The organism is Streptomyces sp. NPDC032472, assembly GCF_040636955.1.
Lineage (GTDB): Bacteria > Actinomycetota > Actinomycetes > Streptomycetales > Streptomycetaceae > Streptomyces.
The window spans coordinates 1-16,349 of sequence record NZ_JBEZVK010000034.1 but is presented as its reverse complement, the minus strand read 5'-3'; the positions used below and the strand labels follow the sequence as shown (position 1 = coordinate 16,349).

Genomic DNA, 16,349 nt, shown 5'->3' with positions numbered 1-16,349 from the left:
CGCCCCATGGCGGCGGTCGCCACTGCGGCTGCCCTCCTCTCCGTGGCAGGCTGCTCGAATCCCTCGAAGTACGCGATGCCCCATGACGTGTGCGGGGTCCCGGTCAAGGCCGCTGTCCTCGAACCCTTGCTCCTCCCGGGCGAGAAGCTGGAGCAGTCGACGGCCCTTTCCAGGCCGGACGCCCCTCACTGTTTCGTGCAGGTGGACCAGGAGAGCATCTTGAGTGTCCAGGGGGAGGTCATCCCGGCAGATCAGGATCCGAGCGTGCGGAGAGAATGGCAGATTCCCCATGCCACGAAGATCGACGTCGGAGACGACGCCCGCGTGAGCGACATCAACGTGGTCGCGGTCGCCTCGTGCACCTACCAGGGCGGGAACCGCAAGTTCGTGGTCCAGGCCGAGCGGTTTTACCCCGAGCGTGACGACGCCACGAAGCGCCGGGAAGCCCTCACCCATTTCATGGAGGCGTACTTCCCGGCCGCCGAGAAGGCGGTGGGATGCACCTCCTGACCATAGAGACCAGCCCGCTGAGGCAGAGCGGGCCCCCGCGAACCTCCAACCCAGGACGCAGCCTGTGCATCACGACGACGAACCGGTCTTCAAGCGGAGCAAGTGGGGTACGAACCGCTACTACTACAACTCTCGCAACCCCATCGGGCTCGCCCTCATCGTCATCACCCTGCTCTTCGGCGCGATCATGATGATCGCCATGGCCAACCGGGCCGGACCGTTCAAGCCAGCCCCCGACCCCAAGCCGTGGAGCCCGCCGGCGTACGACTACTCCTGGCCGTCGCCCTCGAGTAGCCCGCCAGGCCACTGAAGCCGACGGGGTTCCCGCCGAGTGGGAACCCCGTCAAGATCCCGTAGCCGCGACATCAGCAGCGCGTCAGGGTCCGGTTCCGAGGCCTCTTCCCGCCCTAACGTCACCCTCATGGAACGACGTTTCACACAGGACACCCACTGGGCCGGTGAGCGACGCTCGGCGATCGGTGTCGCGTTCCTCCTCTTCACGGCCCTGTTCACCATGGACGCGGGCCTCGGCGAGCTCGACGTGCCGCGCGGCCTCACGTGGACCGGCCTGGCCGGCCTGCTCTTCGCGATCCTGCTGCCGCCCCGGGTCTCGGTACGGCCGGGCCGGCTCAGTACCCGAGGTCTGCTCGTGAAGGACACCGTCCGTACCGACGCCCTCGTCTCGGTCCGCTGGTACGGCGCGGTGGCCCAACGAATGGTCCTCCGGGACACCGAGGGCAGCCAGGTCGAGATCGATCCGACCGTCCCGGTCCGGAACCCCGCCACGTGGCACCGGCTCGACGTGGACGCCCGCACCTCGATCCAGCGCGGCACCCTGCTGAGCGGCACGACCGCCCTGCGCGAGCTGTCGGAGCGCATCGACCGTGAGACGGCCCAGACGGTCTTCAAAGTCTCCGGCCTGGAGTGGCCCTCCGCCGGTCACTGACTGGCTGTTCGGGGGCCGCTGTCGGAAGGGTGAGCCTCACCGCGAACCCGGGGCCGGTGGCCACGGTTTCGAGTGTGCCTCGCCTCCCATGGTTTCCGTGAGATCGCGGGACATCCGCAGGGTCAGGCTGTCCGCTGCGACGCCTCGGCCCAGGCCCGTCTCGTGCTCCGGACCTCTGGCTCCACCGTCGGTGCCGTCCGTCACCCGGATCTCCACCTGGCCGGACCGCGCCTCGGCCGTGAGCAGCGGGCTGCGTTCCGTCGGGCTGCGCCGCTGGGCTTCGGCTGCCAGCGCAGTCATCACTCGGGTGCGCGCAGGCCCGTTTCGGCGTCGTGGGCTGCGAGCCTGCCGTGGGAGTAGGCCATGCCCAACTGGGCCGCGCACGCGCCCAGCACACGCTGGTCGTCAGCGCTCAGCGGGTGGCCGCATGCGGCGAGCGTGAGGTTGTCGCCCGCGGGGCTTTCGACGTCGGCGTCGTACGGCCGCTCCGGCGCGTCCGTTCCGGTACTGGCGGCGACGAACCAGCGGGGGTCGACGGCATGCCCGTCGTCCCTCTCCAGCAGGCTCACCGCGTCCGGGCCGAAGTCCTCCTACCTGTTCGAGGAGGGCGGGCAGGTCCTGGCCGTGCATCATGGCCGTGGCCAGCCGGCTCAGCGTCCGGGCCTCGGAGCTCGCCCGGACCGCCTGGTACGTGCGGCGCGCGGCCATGCCGGCGGCGGTGCCGACGACGGCCGTGACGACGTACACCACCAACGCGAAGACGTCGGCGGGGCGCTCGACGCGCAGCGAGTGGACCGGCGCGGTGAAGTAATAGTCGGCGAGCAGTCCTGCGGCAAGTGCGGCCAGCAGGGCGGGGACGAGGCCGCCGACCAGGGCGATCACAACGACGGCCAAGAGGTAGAGCACCAGGGCGAGGGCGAGGTCCACGTGTTCGCCCAGGAGGACCAGCAGGAGGGTGAGGGCCGGGAGCGTGATCGCGGCGAGCGCGATCGCCGTCCAGAAGCGGCGCGGGCCGGTGGCACGGCTCGGGCGCGGTGTGATCGCCGCTGGAGACCGCCACGACCCGTGGATCCAAGGCACGGTCCGCCCACCAGCGGCCGTTGCCGGTGGCGAGGACGTGCTCGGGGAGGGCCGCGACTCCGGGCGCCCCGCCGGGGAACCAGCGGGCGAGAGCGGGGAGACGGGGCGGAAGGAGCTCGATCACGACGGATGCCGCCTAGCTTCAGGGGAAGGGGAGCGGGGGCGGCCCTGGACGGTGGGCCGCCCCCGCGGGGCACCGGCGCCGGTGAGCGTCAGCGCCGGTCGGCCTTGCGGCCGCGGTTGGCTTGCTGTCAGGCCGAGTGGCCGACGAGTACGTCGGCCAGCTTGTTCAGCCGCTTGACGGTGCGCTCCTCGGTCGCGCAGGGAGCCGGGTCCATGCGCGCGTTCCGGTCGTAGTAGGCGCCGTTGACGATCTCGACCGCCGGGTCGCAGAGGCGGACGACGTGGGCTGCGCCCTCGGAGGGCGTCGCGCCCTCGTGCCCGTACAGCGGCCGCAGCGCGGTCTCGCACACGCCCGGGTTGACGGACACGGCGGTGACCCTGGGGTCGGCGGCGAAGACGGTGAGGGCCAGCTGTGACTGCGCGTAGGCCGCCAGGCGTGAGTAACGGCGGGTGCGGTTGGGGTCGTTCCACATGATCGAGGCGGTGCGGTGCATCGAGGAGGAGACGTTCACGACGCGTCCTCCCGGGGAGGTGGTGAGTACCGGTGCGAGCAGGTTCGTCAGCAGGTAGTGGGCGAGGAAGTTGACCTGGAAGGAGAGCTCGTTGCCGTCGAGGGTGACCGTGTGGCGCTCGGGGGCCGCTACCGCGGCGTTGTTGACGAGGACGTCGAGGTGCGGGGGCCTGACGATGATCCGGCTGGCGAGCCGCTCGACCTCGTCGCGGTGCGCGAAGTCCGCCGCGCACGGGCGCAGGAGTTCGGCGTCGACGTCGGCGGTGGGCCGGGCGGGCAGCGACCGCCTGGGCCGAGACGCTCAAAGCGTTCCACCTCAGCGAGGTGGATGGGCGAATCGTCGGCCGCCGGCCTCTGGAACAGGCAGCAACGCTCGTATCCGACATCAGCAGCGCCATGCTGACCACCGACGGCCTGCGATGGCTCGCAGCTCCCGACCGGGACAGCCAACTCGTACGTCAGCTCCACGCGTACCTCGACGACGCCCGCATCGCCTATGACCGGCGTCCCACGGTGGAACTCCCCCGCGCCGCCAAGGTGCGCCCCACCGCCCGCATCAACCTGCCGAAACGAACGGTGCTGGTTCAGGCCGTCGGCGGCTCGGAGCAGGGCCTGGAGCACGCCCTGTCCCTGGTGCAACGCATCGAACGCGCGGACTACGCATTCGACCAGCGCCTCGTACTGCTGAAGGGCAATCCCCAGGCCTGGCCCGCCGACCATCTCGACCTCTTGGCGGACCACACACCGGTCGGGTTCTCCGACCGCATGGACGTGGTCACCCGGTTCCTCAAAGAGGGCACTCCCCTGGAACGTCCAGTCACCCCCGAGGCTTAGACCTCCCGAGCCCATACAGGCTTCCGCCACCGCCTGGTGGTCGGGACCGGACCAGCGAGGCTGTTGTCACCTATCCACAAGGTCTGCCAGGTGCCACGCTCACAGTCCACCGACGGATCACACGCCTTGGCCGGTCCGCTGGCCAGGTCGCAGGCGCCAGCGGCCCCATGGCATGCTCCGCTGCCCATTGCGGGCAACGGAAACTCGGCACGGCCTACCTGCAGACCTAACTACTCGTCAGTAAAGTCAGCAAAAGGTCAGCATTCGTCCGACCAAAGCTGATTACAGCCCGCGACACCTGAGACTCGACCACCGGCACCAGCGGCTGTCGAACCACGTCCGGGAGCCTCCCCTCCGCAAGCAGAAGCGGAGGGTTGGGTCCGAGCACCTCACCCCATCCGGATACAAGCAAAACAGCAGGTCAGCGCACCCTTCCCCTGGGCTTCAGGTGCGTCGGCGGGAGCTCGGGGGACGGAATCGGAGGGCCGTCGTAGCCCTTCACCTCGCCGAAGCGGGTGCCGGTCATCCAGTCCTCGCGGGCCTGGGCGATCTCCTCGTGGCTGCGGCCGATCCAGTTCCAGAACATGACGATCTCCTCCTCGAACGGCTCGCCGCCGAGGAGCATCAGGTCGGCGTCCGAGATGGCGCGGAGCGGGAGGTCGGTGCGGCCGCAGCCGAGGTAGAGCATCGAGCCCGGCAGGACCGGGACGCCGTCGACGTGTGCCTCGCCCGACATCGACAGCACGGCGTACTCGAAGTCCGGCTCCAGCGGGAGCCGGGTCTCGGTGCCCGCCGCCAGGGCGATGTCCGCGCCGACGATCGGGCTGTACGCCGTGCCCGGCGAGGTGGCGGTGTCCAGGGTGCCGAGGATCACCGTCGCCGACAGGCCGGGGGCCGTGACGTGCGGGAGCTCGGCGTGGTGCTGGAAGTGCGGCTCCACGTTGCGGTGGGCGTCCGGGAGCGCGACCCACAGCTGGGCGCCGTGCAGGAGGCGGCCGTGGGAGCGGGGGCTCTCCTCGGAGTGGCTGATACCGCGGCCGGAGGTCATCAGGCCCAGCTCGCGCGGCCGAATGGTCTCCAGGCTGCCCACGCTGTCGCGGTGCAGCACCTCCCCGTCGTGCAGCCAGCTCACGGTCTGGAGCCCGGCGTGGGGGTGGGGGGCAACCTGCATGCCGGGCTCGCCGGCGATGTCGTCCGGGCCGTAGTGGTCGACGAAGCACCAGGCGCCCACCATGCGGCGGCCCAGGTTCGGCAGGAGTCGGCGGACCTCGGTGGACTCACCGAGCTTGACCTTGCGCGGGGACAGGAGCTCCCGCACGGGCTCGGCCACGACGAATCCGCGGCCGCCGCAGGCGGAGAGTGCGGGCTGGCGATCGAGATTGCTCATACCGCACAACTTAGTACCGCAGCGACCTCCGCGTTCCGTGGAATGCGCTGCTCCTGTCACGTGTTGGAGGGGGCGGACGCAGCACCCGAACGGCGGAAGGGACACGATGGACGCGCCGACGGCGTACCACGAGCACGGGACGGCGGCCGAGCGCTGGGCGCGCGCCCGGCTCTTCTTCGACGCGAAGGAGTACGCGGCGGCCGCCCGCATCCTGGAATCGGTGACGGCCGAGGCCCCCGAGCAGCTGGCGCCGCGGCTGCTGCTGGCCCGTGCCTGTTACCACTCGGCGCAGCTCGGCCGCGCCGAGCGGGAGCTGCGCGCCATCCTGGAGCGCTGGCCGGTGGAGGACTACGCCCAGCTGATGCTGGGCCGCACCCTGGAGCGCCAGGGCCGGGCCGCCGAGGCGGCGCCGTACCTGCGGCTCGCCGCGGCGATGGCCGGCGAGTTCCCGGAGTAGGGCGGGTCCCGGAGCAGGCCGGGGGCCCCGCACGCGCGAGGTGGCGCCGCCCCCGCTCCCGGCTGTGCGGGCGCGGGGCCCGGCTCGGATAGCCTGGGGGCACGATGAACCGTCTGACCACGCCTTTCGGCTCCTACGAGCTCACCCGCTTCCCCGAGGACCCGCGCGACCGGCTCCGCGCCTGGGACGCCGCCGACGAGTACCTGCTGCGCCACCTGGACTCCGGTACGGGCGAGCGCGGCCCGGTGGACCTGGCCGCGGCCGGGCAGATCACCGTGCTCGGGGACCGCTGGGGCGCACTGGCGACGGCCCTGGCCGCCCACCGGCCGACGCAGATCACCGATTCGTACCTCACGCGCGCCGCCACCGAGGCCAATCTGAAGCGCGCCGGGGCGGCCGAGGACGCGGTCACCCTGCTGACCACGCAGGACGCCCCGCCGGAGCGGATCGACGTGCTGCTCGTACGGGTGCCCAAGAGCCTGGCGCTGCTGGAGGACCAGCTGCTGCGGCTGGCCCCGCACGTGCACGCGGACACCGTGGTGGTCGGTACGGGCATGGTCAAGGAGATCCACACCTCCACGCTGAACCTTTTCGAGCGGATCCTCGGGCCGACCAGGACCTCGCTCGCCGAGAAGAAGGCCCGGCTGATCTTCTGCACGCCGGAGGTGGCCGCGGGCGGCGCGGCGCCCGAGGCGCCGGTCGGCGGCGGCTGGCCGCTCACGTACACCCTGGACCGGGACGCCGGCTCGGGCGCCGGCCTGACCGCGGTGAACCACGCGGGCATCTTCTGCGCGGACCGCCTCGACGTCGGCACCCGCTTCTTCCTCCAGAGCATCCCGAACAACACGGCCGGAGCCCGCGTCGTGGACCTGGGCTGCGGCAACGGCATCGTCGGCACGGCGGTCGCGGTCGCGGACCCGGACGCGGAGGTGGTGTTCGCGGACGAGTCCTACCAGGCGGTCGCCTCCGCGCGGGCCACGTACGAGGCGAACGTGCGCAGCGGCCGCCGCGACCGGGCCGAGTTCCTCGTCGGCGACGGGCTCGCGATGCTGCCCGCCGGGTCCGTGGACCTCGTCCTGTGCAACCCGCCCTTCCACTCCCACCAGGCGACGACGGACGCGACGGCGCTGCGGATGTTCGCACAGGCGCGGCGCGCGCTGCGGCCCGGCGGCGAGCTGTGGATCGTCGCCAACCGCCACCTCGGCTACCACACGCACCTGCGCCGCCTCTTCGGCAACAGTGAAGTCGCCGCGAGCGAACCGCGGTTCGTGGTGCTGCGGGCCGTCAAGCAGGAGAAGCGTCCGCGGCCCATGTGACCTGCCGGTACGTCCTACACTCGGCCGCGTGAGCAGCCTGGTGCACGACGATGCGGCGGACGACGGCACGAGCGGCGGCCCGGATACCGGTGCCGGCACCGGCCGATACCGCCGGGAGGACCTCGCCCGCGCGGCCGGCGTCAAGGTGCGCAACCTGCGCTACTACCAGGAGCGCGGGCTGCTCCCGCCGCCGCGCCGCGAGGGCCGGATCGCCTGGTACTCCGAGGACCACCTGACCCGGCTGCGCCTGATCAGCGACCTGCTCGGCCGCGGCTACACCGTCAACGGCATCGGCGAGCTGCTGCACGCATGGGAGGCGGGCGGCGGCCTGTCCCAACTGCTGGGCCTGGAGCGGGCGATGACCCGGGACTGGGTCCAGGAGGAGCCGGTCACCATGAGCCTGGCCGAGCTCGGCGAGCTCTTCGGCCCGGCGGCCACGGCCGAGGACACCCGCCGGGCGGAGCGGCTCGGGTACGTACGCATCGAGGGCGACCGGGTCACGCACCGCAGCCGGCGGCTGCTGGAGGCGACGCTGACGCTGGTGCGCCAGGGCGTGCCGCTCGCGGAGATCCTGGACGCGGGGGACTTCGTACAGATCCAGGCGGCCGCGCTCGCCGACCGGTTCGTCGGACTGTTCCGGCGGCATGTGATCGGGGCGGACGGGCTGGAGCACCTTTCGGCCACGCAACTGGATCACATCGGCGCGGCCGCGGCAGCGCTGCGGCCCGTGGCGCGCGAGGTCGTGGCCGCGGAATTCGCGAAGGCGATGGCCTTGCGGGTGGAGGCGGAGGTTGCCGAACTGCTGCGCGCGGAGCAGTGACCGATCGGTAGGAGTCGGCCGAAAAGGCACGCTCGAACAACCTTGCCAACCGCCATTGGCACTCTTACATTCAACTCGTCGGTAACAACGGTGCACAGCCGAAATAAGGGACGATCTCATGACGGACTCCCCTTCCTCCGACTTATCGGATGTATCCGGCCCGCCCGGCAGAGACGCAGACGCCGGCGGCGGCCGGGTCCGCTGGCGTCGCTTCGCCGTTCTGACCCTCCCCGCCGTGGCCGTGACCGCAGGCCTCGGCATCGCCCTCGCGCAGGGCGCGCTCGCCGCCTCCTTCGCCGTGTCGGGGCAGCAGTTCAAGGTGTCGGCCAGCAGCCTGGAGGGCGAGGGCTTCGCCCAGTACGGAAGCATCGACGTCAACGCCCGCCAGGAACTGATCCCGGTGGCGGTCACCGCCATCAAGGAAGCCAAACTCCACCACCTGTGCCAGTCGGTGGTGACCTCGCTGCCGGTGGTCGGCGACATCTCCCTCAACCTCACCGCCGGCAAGAACGCCCCCGTCGAGGCAAGCAACCTCTTCGTCGACGCCACCCAGCTCTCCGGCAACGCCGTCTTCACCAACATCGAGATCGGCCGCGACGCCTCCACCCTCGACAAGGGACCGGCCGAAGCCGTCGGCATGCAGGACCTGTTCGCCCAGCAGGCCGACAGCGTCAGCATCACCGATCTCCAGCAGACGGCCTGGGCCACCAACGCGGGCACCTTCAAGCTCTCCGGCCTCAGCATGAACATCAGCAAGGGCAAGAAGGAATGCTTCTGAACCGCTGGCGGCGGTGGCGGCGCAGCAGGCCGTTCTGGGGCGGGCTCTTCGCCGTCCTCGCCGGGGCCGAGATCTGCGCCCTGCCGCTGGCACCGCTGAAGGTCATGCTCCAGCAGGGCGTGGCGGGCATCCCGTCCGTCCTCATGGGCATCGTGATGATCGTGCTCGGCCTCACCGCCTGGTTCGCCCCCGCCCAGCGCGGCCTCGCCGGGGTCCTGACCACGCTGATCGCCACCGCCGCGCTGGTGCTGTCCAACCTCGGCGGCTTCCTGATCGGCACCCTGCTCGGGATCCTCGGCGGCGGCCTGATGTTCGCCTGGCAGCCGAACGCCGCCCCGGTGCCTACCCGTTCCCCTGCTCGTTCCCCTTCTCCTTCCCCCGCGCCTTCCCCCTCCCCCACGCCGTCCCCCACCCCACCGCACCCCGATCCCCAAGGAGCACAGCCATGAGCAGAAGGCGCACCGCGCTCGCCCTCGGGTTGGCAGCCGCCGGAGTGCTGTCCGCGGCCTCGGCCACCGCCACCGCCTCCCCCGCGGCCGCACCCGCACCGCTGGCCGGGTCGACCACCGTCACCCCGGCCGGGCACGCGTTCAAGGCCACCCTCAGCGGCAAGGCCACCCTCAAGGCCGGTTCGGTGACCGTGACCTGCACGGTCTCCGTCTCCACCGGCGCCGTCCCGGCCGCCCCCGGCAACCAGAACGCCGCCGGAGCCGTCTCCTCGCCGATCACCCCGCCCACGTACACCTCGTGCACCTCCAGCATGCCGGGCGTGACCCCGACGGTCACCACCAGCGGCTCCTGGTCGGTGTCCATGCAGGACGGCTCCCCGATCACCGCCACCATGACGGTGCCGACCGGCGGGCTCGTCGTGCACACCACCGGCCTGGCCACCTGTACGGTCACCGCCGCGCCCGCCGGCCCGGCCAACGTCAGCGGGAGCTGGGTCAACGGCGCCCCGCCGAGCCTGACCTTCACCAACGCCTCCGTGCCGGTGACGGTCACGGGCGGCTTCGGCTGCCCGACGAGCGCGACCTCGTCCGTCTTCAACGCCGTCTACAAGGTCACCGACACCACCGACCCGGCGCAGCAGATCACCGTCGGCCCCTGACCCCGGCCGACGCCGGTCGCCCCGCGCCGACCGGCCTGCGCCGATCGGGCCCGCCGCGCCCGGGCCACGCCGGGCCCGGCGGGCCACCCGCGGGCTACCCCCGGTACGCCTCCAGCAGCCGCAGCCAGATCTCGCTCATCGTCGGGAACGCGGGGACCGCGTGCCACAGCCGGCCGATCGGGACCTCCCCGGCGACGGCGATCGTGGCCGCGTGCACGAGCTCGGCCGCGCCCGGCCCGACGAAGGTGGCTCCCAGCAGCACCTCCCGGTCCAGGTCGACGACCATCCGGGCCCGGCCCCGGTAGCCGTCGGCGTACAGGCCCGCGCCGGAGACCTTGCCCAGGTCGAAGTCGACCGCGCGGACGCGGTGCCCGGCCCGCTCCGCCTCGGCCAGGGTGGGGCCCACCGCCGCGGCCTCCGGGTCGGTGAACACGGCCTGCGGCAGGGCCCGTACGTCGGCGGTCGCCGCGTGCGCGCCCCACGGGCCGGTGTCCGGCTCCGGGGTGCCGGCCGCGCGGGCGGCGATGGCGGCGCCCGCGATCCGGGCCTGGTACTTGCCCTGGTGGGTCAGCAGCGCGCGGTGGTTGACGTCACCGACCGCGTACAGCCAGTCGTGCGCTTCGCTGCGGCAGCTGTCGTCCACGGCGATCCAGTCGCCGGGCATCAGTCCGACCGTGTCCAGCCCGAGGTCCTCGGTGCGCGGCGTACGGCCGGTCGCCATCAGCAGCTCGTCGCCCTCCACGATCTCGCCGCCCTCCAGCACCACCCGGACGGGCCCGCTGCCGCCGTCCCGTACGACCGCCTCGGCCGCCACGCCCGTACGGACCACCGCACCGGCCTCGCGCAGCGCCTCGGCGACCAGCTCCCCCGCGAAGGGCTCCATCCGCGGCAGCAGCCGGGAGCCGCGGACGAGCACGGTGACCCGGGAGCCCAGGGCCTGCCAGGCCGTGGCCATCTCGGCTGCCACCACGGAGCCGCCGATGATCAGCAGCCGCCCCGGCACCTCCCGGGCGGAGGTGGCCTCGCGGCTGGTCCAGGGCCGGGCACCGGCGATGCCGGGCAGCGGGGGGACCACGGCGCGCGAGCCCGTGGCGACGACGACCGCGTGCCGGGCGGCGAGGACGTGGTGCTCGCCCTCGGGGCCGGTGACGACGACCCGGCGCGGCCCGTCGAGGCGGCCGTGTCCGCGGTGGAGGTGGGCGCCGATGGACTCCAGCCAGTCGGCCTGGCCCTCGTCCTTCCAGTGGCCGGTCCAGTAGTCGCGGTGCGCGAAGACGGCCGGCGTGTCCAGGGGGCCGCCGACGGCGCCCGCGAGCCCGGGCACCCGGCGGGCGTCCGCCCGGGCCAGCGCCGGGCGCAACAGGGCCTTGCTGGGGATGCAGGCCCAGTACGAGCACTCCCCGCCCACCAGCTCGCTCTCCACCAGGGCCGTGCTGAGCCCGGCGGCGCGGGTGCGGTCCACGACGTTCTCGCCGGCCGGGCCGCCGCCGACGACCACGACGTCGTACTCCACCGCTTCCGACATGCGCGCCCTCCAGGGCCAGGGGGTCGACCGGGGCGAGCCTCCGGGGGGCTCAAGGGCTCCCCGGGGCTCGTGTCCCCGTCACCTTAGCCACGGTTCAGCCGCGGTCCTGCTCCGCCGCGGCGATCTTCGCGCGGACCTCGTCCATGTCGAGCGCGCGGGCCTGGCCGATGAGGTCGGTCAGGGCCGCCTCCGGCAGCGCGCCGGGCTGGGCGAAGATCGCCACCTGGTCCCGGACGATCATCAGGGTCGGGATCGAGGTGATCTGGAAGGCCGCGGCCAGCTCCTGCTGGGCCTCGGTGTCGACCTTGGCGAAGAGCAGGTCGGGGTGGGCCTCGGAGGCCTTCTCGTACACGGGGGCGAACGACAGGCACGGCCGGCACCAGCCCGCCCAGAAGTCGATCAGCACGAACGGGTTCTCGCTGACCGTCTGGTCGAAGTTCTCCTTGGTGAGCTCGACAGTAGCCACGGTTCAGACCTCCTGATTGCCTCGTATGGTCTCTGAAACGATCGGCCGGCCGCCGGCATTCCGGGCGGCGCACTCCGACGACGGCGTGTCGGCTAGAAGGGGTGTCCGGCGGGCGTGGACCGCAGGGTCGTCCAGCGCAGCTCCGTGAAGGCCTCCAGGTTCGCCTCCCCGCCGAACCGGGCCCCGGTGCCGGAAGCCCCGACCCCGCCGAAGGGGGCCACGGCCTCGTCGTTCACCGTCTGGTCGTTGACGTGCGCGATCCCGGTCGGTATCCGCTCGGCCAGCTCCAGCCCGCGCGCTGCGTCCCGGGTCACGATCCCGAGGGAGAGCCCGTACGGGCCGGCCGCGGCCAGCGCCACCGCCTCCTCCTCCGTCGCGAAGGAGCGTACGGGCGCCACCGGCCCGAACACCTCCTCCGTGTAGGCGGGCGTGTCGTCGTCGACGCCGGCGAGCACGGTCGGCCGGTAGAACAGCTCCTCGTGGGTACCGCCGGCGACGAGCTTGGCCCCCTGTTCGGCGCTGGCCTCGACCAGCGCACGGACCCGGTCCCGCTGCGCCGCGTCGATCAGCGGGCCCAGGTGGACCCGGCCGCGGTACGGGTCCCCCACCGCCAGCGACTCGGCCCGGGCCGCGAGCCGCTCCACGTACTCGTCGTACAGCGAGGCGTGGACGAGGTGCCGGCCGGCGGTCATGCAGATCTGGCCCTGGTGGAAGAAGGAACCCCACGAGGCCTGTGCGACGGCGGCCTCGACGTCGGCGTCCCGCAGGACGACGAGGGCCGAGTTCCCGCCCAACTCCAGGTGCAGCCGCTTGAGGTGACGGCCGCCCAGCTCGGCGACGGACCGGCCGGCCGCCGTGGAACCGGTGAACGACACCACCCGCACCAGCGGTTCGGCGACCACCGCGGCCCCCGTCTCGGCTCCGCCGGGCAGCACGTGCAGCAGCCCGCCCGGCAGCCCGGCCGCGGCGAACACCGCGGACAGCGCGAGCCCGCCGCACACCGCGGTCCGCCGGTCCGGCTTGAGCAGCACCGCGTTGCCGAGGGCCAGGGCCGGGGCGACGGAGCGGATCGCCAGGATCAGCGGGGCGTTGAACGGGGCCACCACGCCCACCACCCCGGCCGGAACCCGGCGGGTGAAGGAGAGCCGGGGCGCCTCGCTCGGCAGCACCTGCCCGGCGGGCCGGGAGGCCAGCGCGGCGGCCTCGTAGCACTCCTGGGCGGCGACGTGCAGTTCGAAGTCCGCCTTGCCGGGGATCGAGCCGGACTCCCGCACCAGCCACTCGCGCAGCTCGGCGGCGTGGGCGGTGAACAGGTCGCCGGCGCGGCGCAGCACGGCGGCACGGTCCAGGTGGGTGGCCCGCGCCCAGTCCTGCTGGGCGGCCCGGGCACGTACGGCGGCCTCGGCCACGTCGGCGGGCGCGGCGAGGTCGAGGGTGGCGAGGGTGCGGCCGGTGGCGGGCTCGACGACGGGCGCGGTACCGCCGGTGAGGGTCGGTCCGTCCTGCCAGAGCGTCGGGTCGAGGAGCGGCATGGCGCGGGGCCTCCGGGAGGGATGGGCGGGCGGGGCGGGGGGCGGCAGCACGCGCCATCGTGCCAGACCGGAGGCACCAACCTCTGTTCAGTTATTGGGCAGTTGGCGGCCCGCAGTGACCGGAAACGATCGCCGCGACGACCCGGGGCCGTCGCGGCGATGGGGTGGGGCGGGCGGGGCGGGCGGGGCGGGCAACGCTCCGGCCGCAGTGCTCCCGGCCGGTCAGTGCTCCCGGCCGGTCAGCGCTCCAGCACCAGGGCGATGCCCTGCCCGACGCCGATGCACAGCGCCGCCATGCCGGTGCCCGAGCCGGCCGCGGCCAGCTGGTGCGCGACCGCACCGGCGAGCCGGGCGCCCGAGGCGCCGAGCGGGTGCCCGATCGCGATGGCCCCGCCGCGCGGGTTGACGACCGCCGGGTCCAGCTCCGGCCAGGCGGCCAGGCAGCCCAGCGCCTGCGCCGCGAAGGCCTCGTTCAGCTCCAGCACGTCCAGGTCGGCCAGGGCGGTGCCCGCCTTGGCGAGCGCCCGCTGCACGGCCTCGACCGGGCCCAGCCCGAACAGCTGCGGCTCGATGCCCGTGACCGCGGAGGCGCTGATCCGGGCCAGCGGCTCCCGGCCGGTGGCCGCCAGCCCCTCCTCGTCGGTCAGCAGCAGGGCCGCCGCGCCGTCGTTGAGGGGCGAGGCGTTCGCGGCGGTGACCGTACCGGTGCCGTCCGTCCGGAACACCGGCTTCAGGCGGGCCAGCGCCTCGGGGGTGGAGCCCTCGCGGATGCACTCGTCGCGTACGAGCTCGATGCCGGGGTAGGGCACGACCTCGTCGTCGTACAGGCCGGCGGCCCAGGCGGCGGCCGCCTTGCGGTGGCTGTCGAGGGCGAAGAGGTCCTGCGCCTCGCGGGTGATGCCGTGCTTCTCGGCGATGAGTTCGGCGCCCTCGCCGAGCGAGACCGTCCAGTCGTCGGGCATGCGCGGGTTGGTCATCCGCCAGCCCAGCGCGGTGGACCACATCTGCTGGTGCGTGGCGGGGAAGGCGCGCTCCGGCTTCTGCACGACCCACGGGGCCCGGGTCATCGACTCGACGCCGCCCGCGATGGCGACGGAGGAATCGCCGAGGGCGATGGACCGGGCGGCCTGGATGACCGCTTCCAGACCGGAGCCGCACAGCCGGTTGACGGTGACGCCGGGGACGGTCACCGGCAGGCCGGCGAGCAGCACGGCCATGCGGGCCACGTCGCGGTTGTCCTCGCCGGCGCCGTTGGCGTCGCCGAAGACGACGTCGTCGATGCGGGCGGGGTCGAGGGAGGGCGTACGGTCCACGAGCGAGCGGACGACGTGCGCGGCGAGGTCGTCGGGGCGGACCCCGGCGAAGGCTCCGCCGAACTTGCCGATCGGGGTGCGGACGGCGTCGACGACGTACACGTCGCGGACGGTGCGGATGCTCATCGCGTCTCTCCTGGGCGGATCCGTACGGGCGGCGCCGCGGCCCGTGCCGCCGTCGGCACCGGGTACGACGCCGGGCGCGCCCGGTGGGGCGCGCCCGCAGTCTCCGCCCGCCGGTCACCGCCTGTCAACGGGCTCCTGGTGGGGGTGGGCGGGGGTGGGGCAGGCAGTGCGGCGGGGCGGGAGGCTCAGGTCGACTCGCGGTGGACGACCGTGGCGGCCATCGGCCCGTGCTGCTCGGTGATCTCGGACGGCTCCCGCACCGCCCGGTCCACCAGCTCCGCCAGGTGCTCCGCGGTCGGCAGCTCGATCCGTACGGTGCTCAGCCGGGGCCGCAGCAGCCTGCCGACCAGCAGGTCGTCCGCGCCGATGACGGCGACGTCCTCGGGGATCCGCAGCCCCTCGTCCAGGAGGGCGCGCATCAGCAGCATCGCGTACTCGTCGTTGTACGCGTACACCGCGCGCAGGCCGAGGGAGCGCCAGCGGGAGGCGAGCGCCGCGGCCGACTCCTCCGTGTAGGCCATCACGAGCGGCTCGGTCCCGGCGCCGGCAACGGAGCGGGCGCCCTCCAGCCGCGGCCCGGCGAACAGCCCGAGCCCCTCCTCCTGCGGGACGACGACACCGATCCGCCGGTGGCCCCGCTCGGCCAGGTGCGCCGCGGCCCGGGCGCCGACCTCGGCCTGGTCCATCACCAGGGCGTGGGCCCCGGGGACGCGCGTCGGCCCCACCGTGATCACCGCGCGGGCGCCGGCCCGCTTGAGGGTGTCGATGTTGTGCCCGGCCAGGGCGGTCTCCCCGAGGGAGATCACGGCGACGGGGCGCAGCTCGGCCCAGGCGCGGGCGGCCTCGTCACCGCTGAGGCCGAGGCTGCCGTACTGCACGACGGTGTAGTCGAGGCGGCGCAGCGCCCGCTGGAGGTCGTCGAGGAAGCCGCTGTGCAGCGGCCCGATCGGGACGTGCGCGGTGGGCAGCAGCACGATCCGGGTGTGACCGGCCCGAAGGCTCCGGGCGGCGGCGTGCGGGACGTACCCCAGCTCCTCGGCGGCCCGCCGGACCTTGCGGCGGGTCGGCTCGCTGATGCGGACGGCTTCGGCGTTGTTCAGCACGTACGACACGGTCGCCCGCGAGACCCCGGCGAGCCGGGCCACGTCGGCGCTGGTGGGCGGGTTGAGGGGGCCGGGGGGGTTGGGGGGCTTCGGCGGCTTCGACATCGCCGTGGCATCCTTCCAGACCGGGAGGCCCCGGGGTGCGGGGGTTGGCCGGAATCCAATGCCGGTGCTCAAGGCGGCGACCGGGACACTGCCGGACCCGACGATCTCCGGAAACCACTGCACGGGCCGGTCCGCTTCGGCGTGATCACGGCGGTGCACCGGCGCGGGGGACGGGGCAGGGCGGGGTCACGGTGGCCCGGGGTCGGAGTGCGCTCGGGGGCGTCCCGGCCGCCCATTGTCCTTTCGGTTCGCGCCGGCTCGTCAAGGGCGCTCCTGCGTCGCGTCGCTTCGCGATCGCCTTCGGCGACC

The 16,349-nt window shown here is 73.3% G+C and carries 17 protein-coding genes and 1 pseudogene; 10 read left to right on the top strand and 8 right to left on the bottom strand.

Features of this window, described 5'->3' with window-relative positions; genetic code table 11:
- Window positions 1-6 precede the first annotated feature (6 nt).
- From AB0F11_RS22930 to AB0F11_RS22920, 3 genes are all read left to right on the top strand, one after another.
- Complete coding sequence (locus AB0F11_RS22930) at window positions 7-510, top strand: hypothetical protein (RefSeq protein WP_362176732.1); 504 nt, start codon at window positions 7-9, stop codon at window positions 508-510.
- Between the two features lie 64 nt (window positions 511-574).
- Entirely contained in the window at window positions 575-820 is a 246-nt protein-coding gene (locus AB0F11_RS22925; protein ID WP_362176730.1) for a hypothetical protein, read from the top strand.
- 111 nt (window positions 821-931) lie between these two features.
- Entirely contained in the window at window positions 932-1,456 is a 525-nt protein-coding gene (locus AB0F11_RS22920) for a hypothetical protein (RefSeq protein ID WP_362176727.1), read from the top strand.
- Window positions 1,457-1,861: 405 nt separating this feature from the next.
- On the opposite strand, the gene AB0F11_RS22915 is transcribed toward AB0F11_RS22920, so the two are convergent.
- The gene (locus tag AB0F11_RS22915) at window positions 1,862-2,536 is read right to left on the bottom strand and encodes a DUF4118 domain-containing protein (RefSeq protein WP_362176724.1); all 675 of its coding nucleotides are present in this window, start codon (window positions 2,534-2,536) and stop codon (window positions 1,862-1,864) included.
- A 251-nt stretch (window positions 2,537-2,787) separates the two neighbouring features.
- A pseudogene (locus AB0F11_RS22910) lies at window positions 2,788-3,435 on the bottom strand (SDR family NAD(P)-dependent oxidoreductase); the annotation flags it as partial.
- Window positions 3,436-3,566: 131 nt separating this feature from the next.
- Between AB0F11_RS22910 and AB0F11_RS22905 the strand changes: the two are divergent.
- Window positions 3,567-4,004: a hypothetical protein gene (locus AB0F11_RS22905; protein WP_362176721.1), complete on the top strand. Its 438-nt coding sequence runs from the start codon at window positions 3,567-3,569 to the stop codon at window positions 4,002-4,004.
- A 421-nt stretch (window positions 4,005-4,425) separates the two neighbouring features.
- Here the strand turns inward: AB0F11_RS22905 and AB0F11_RS22900 are convergent, their stop codons facing one another.
- The gene (locus AB0F11_RS22900; protein WP_362176718.1) at window positions 4,426-5,391 is read right to left on the bottom strand and encodes a pirin family protein; all 966 of its coding nucleotides are present in this window, start codon (window positions 5,389-5,391) and stop codon (window positions 4,426-4,428) included.
- Window positions 5,392-5,497: 106 nt separating this feature from the next.
- Here AB0F11_RS22900 and AB0F11_RS22895 point away from each other — a divergent pair, with 106 nt between their 5' ends.
- From AB0F11_RS22895 to AB0F11_RS22870, 6 genes are all read left to right on the top strand, one after another.
- A complete protein-coding gene (locus AB0F11_RS22895) occupies window positions 5,498-5,848 on the top strand; it encodes a tetratricopeptide repeat protein (RefSeq protein ID WP_362176716.1) in 351 nt (116 codons plus the stop codon).
- Window positions 5,849-5,952: 104 nt separating this feature from the next.
- Window positions 5,953-7,164 carry a methyltransferase gene (locus tag AB0F11_RS22890; RefSeq protein WP_362176713.1) on the top strand — a complete coding sequence of 404 codons (1,212 nt, stop codon included), beginning with the start codon at window positions 5,953-5,955 and terminating at the stop codon, window positions 7,162-7,164.
- A gap of 28 nt (window positions 7,165-7,192) precedes the next feature.
- Window positions 7,193-7,984 carry a MerR family transcriptional regulator gene (locus AB0F11_RS22885; RefSeq protein ID WP_362176711.1) on the top strand — a complete coding sequence of 264 codons (792 nt, stop codon included), beginning with the start codon at window positions 7,193-7,195 and terminating at the stop codon, window positions 7,982-7,984.
- A 220-nt stretch (window positions 7,985-8,204) separates the two neighbouring features.
- Window positions 8,205-8,762, top strand: coding sequence for a DUF6230 family protein (locus AB0F11_RS22880; protein WP_362176886.1), 558 nt, complete (start codon window positions 8,205-8,207; stop codon window positions 8,760-8,762).
- A complete protein-coding gene (locus AB0F11_RS22875; RefSeq protein ID WP_362176708.1) occupies window positions 8,753-9,211 on the top strand; it encodes a DUF6114 domain-containing protein in 459 nt (152 codons plus the stop codon). Before AB0F11_RS22880 ends, AB0F11_RS22875 begins: the two co-directional genes overlap by 10 nt.
- Window positions 9,208-9,870 (top strand): hypothetical protein, encoded by a 663-nt coding sequence (locus tag AB0F11_RS22870; protein ID WP_362176705.1) that lies wholly within the window; start codon window positions 9,208-9,210, stop codon window positions 9,868-9,870. The genes AB0F11_RS22875 and AB0F11_RS22870 overlap by 4 nt, the downstream gene beginning before the upstream one ends.
- A gap of 94 nt (window positions 9,871-9,964) precedes the next feature.
- Here the strand turns inward: AB0F11_RS22870 and AB0F11_RS22865 are convergent, their stop codons facing one another.
- The 5 genes from AB0F11_RS22865 to AB0F11_RS22845 form a co-directional block, all read right to left on the bottom strand.
- Window positions 9,965-11,395, bottom strand: coding sequence for an NAD(P)/FAD-dependent oxidoreductase (locus AB0F11_RS22865; protein WP_362176702.1), 1,431 nt, complete (start codon window positions 11,393-11,395; stop codon window positions 9,965-9,967).
- A gap of 94 nt (window positions 11,396-11,489) precedes the next feature.
- Window positions 11,490-11,861, bottom strand: a complete 372-nt coding sequence (locus AB0F11_RS22860) for a thioredoxin domain-containing protein (protein ID WP_361916621.1) — start codon at window positions 11,859-11,861, stop codon at window positions 11,490-11,492.
- Window positions 11,862-11,953: 92 nt separating this feature from the next.
- A complete protein-coding gene (locus AB0F11_RS22855) occupies window positions 11,954-13,393 on the bottom strand; it encodes an aldehyde dehydrogenase family protein (RefSeq protein ID WP_362176699.1) in 1,440 nt (479 codons plus the stop codon).
- 239 nt (window positions 13,394-13,632) lie between these two features.
- Window positions 13,633-14,832: a thiolase family protein gene (locus tag AB0F11_RS22850; RefSeq protein ID WP_362176696.1), complete on the bottom strand. Its 1,200-nt coding sequence runs from the start codon at window positions 14,830-14,832 to the stop codon at window positions 13,633-13,635.
- 185 nt (window positions 14,833-15,017) lie between these two features.
- On the bottom strand, window positions 15,018-16,040 hold the full coding sequence (locus tag AB0F11_RS22845) for a LacI family DNA-binding transcriptional regulator (protein WP_362176693.1): 1,023 nt from the start codon (window positions 16,038-16,040) through the stop codon (window positions 15,018-15,020).
- Window positions 16,041-16,349: the final 309 nt, after the last annotated feature.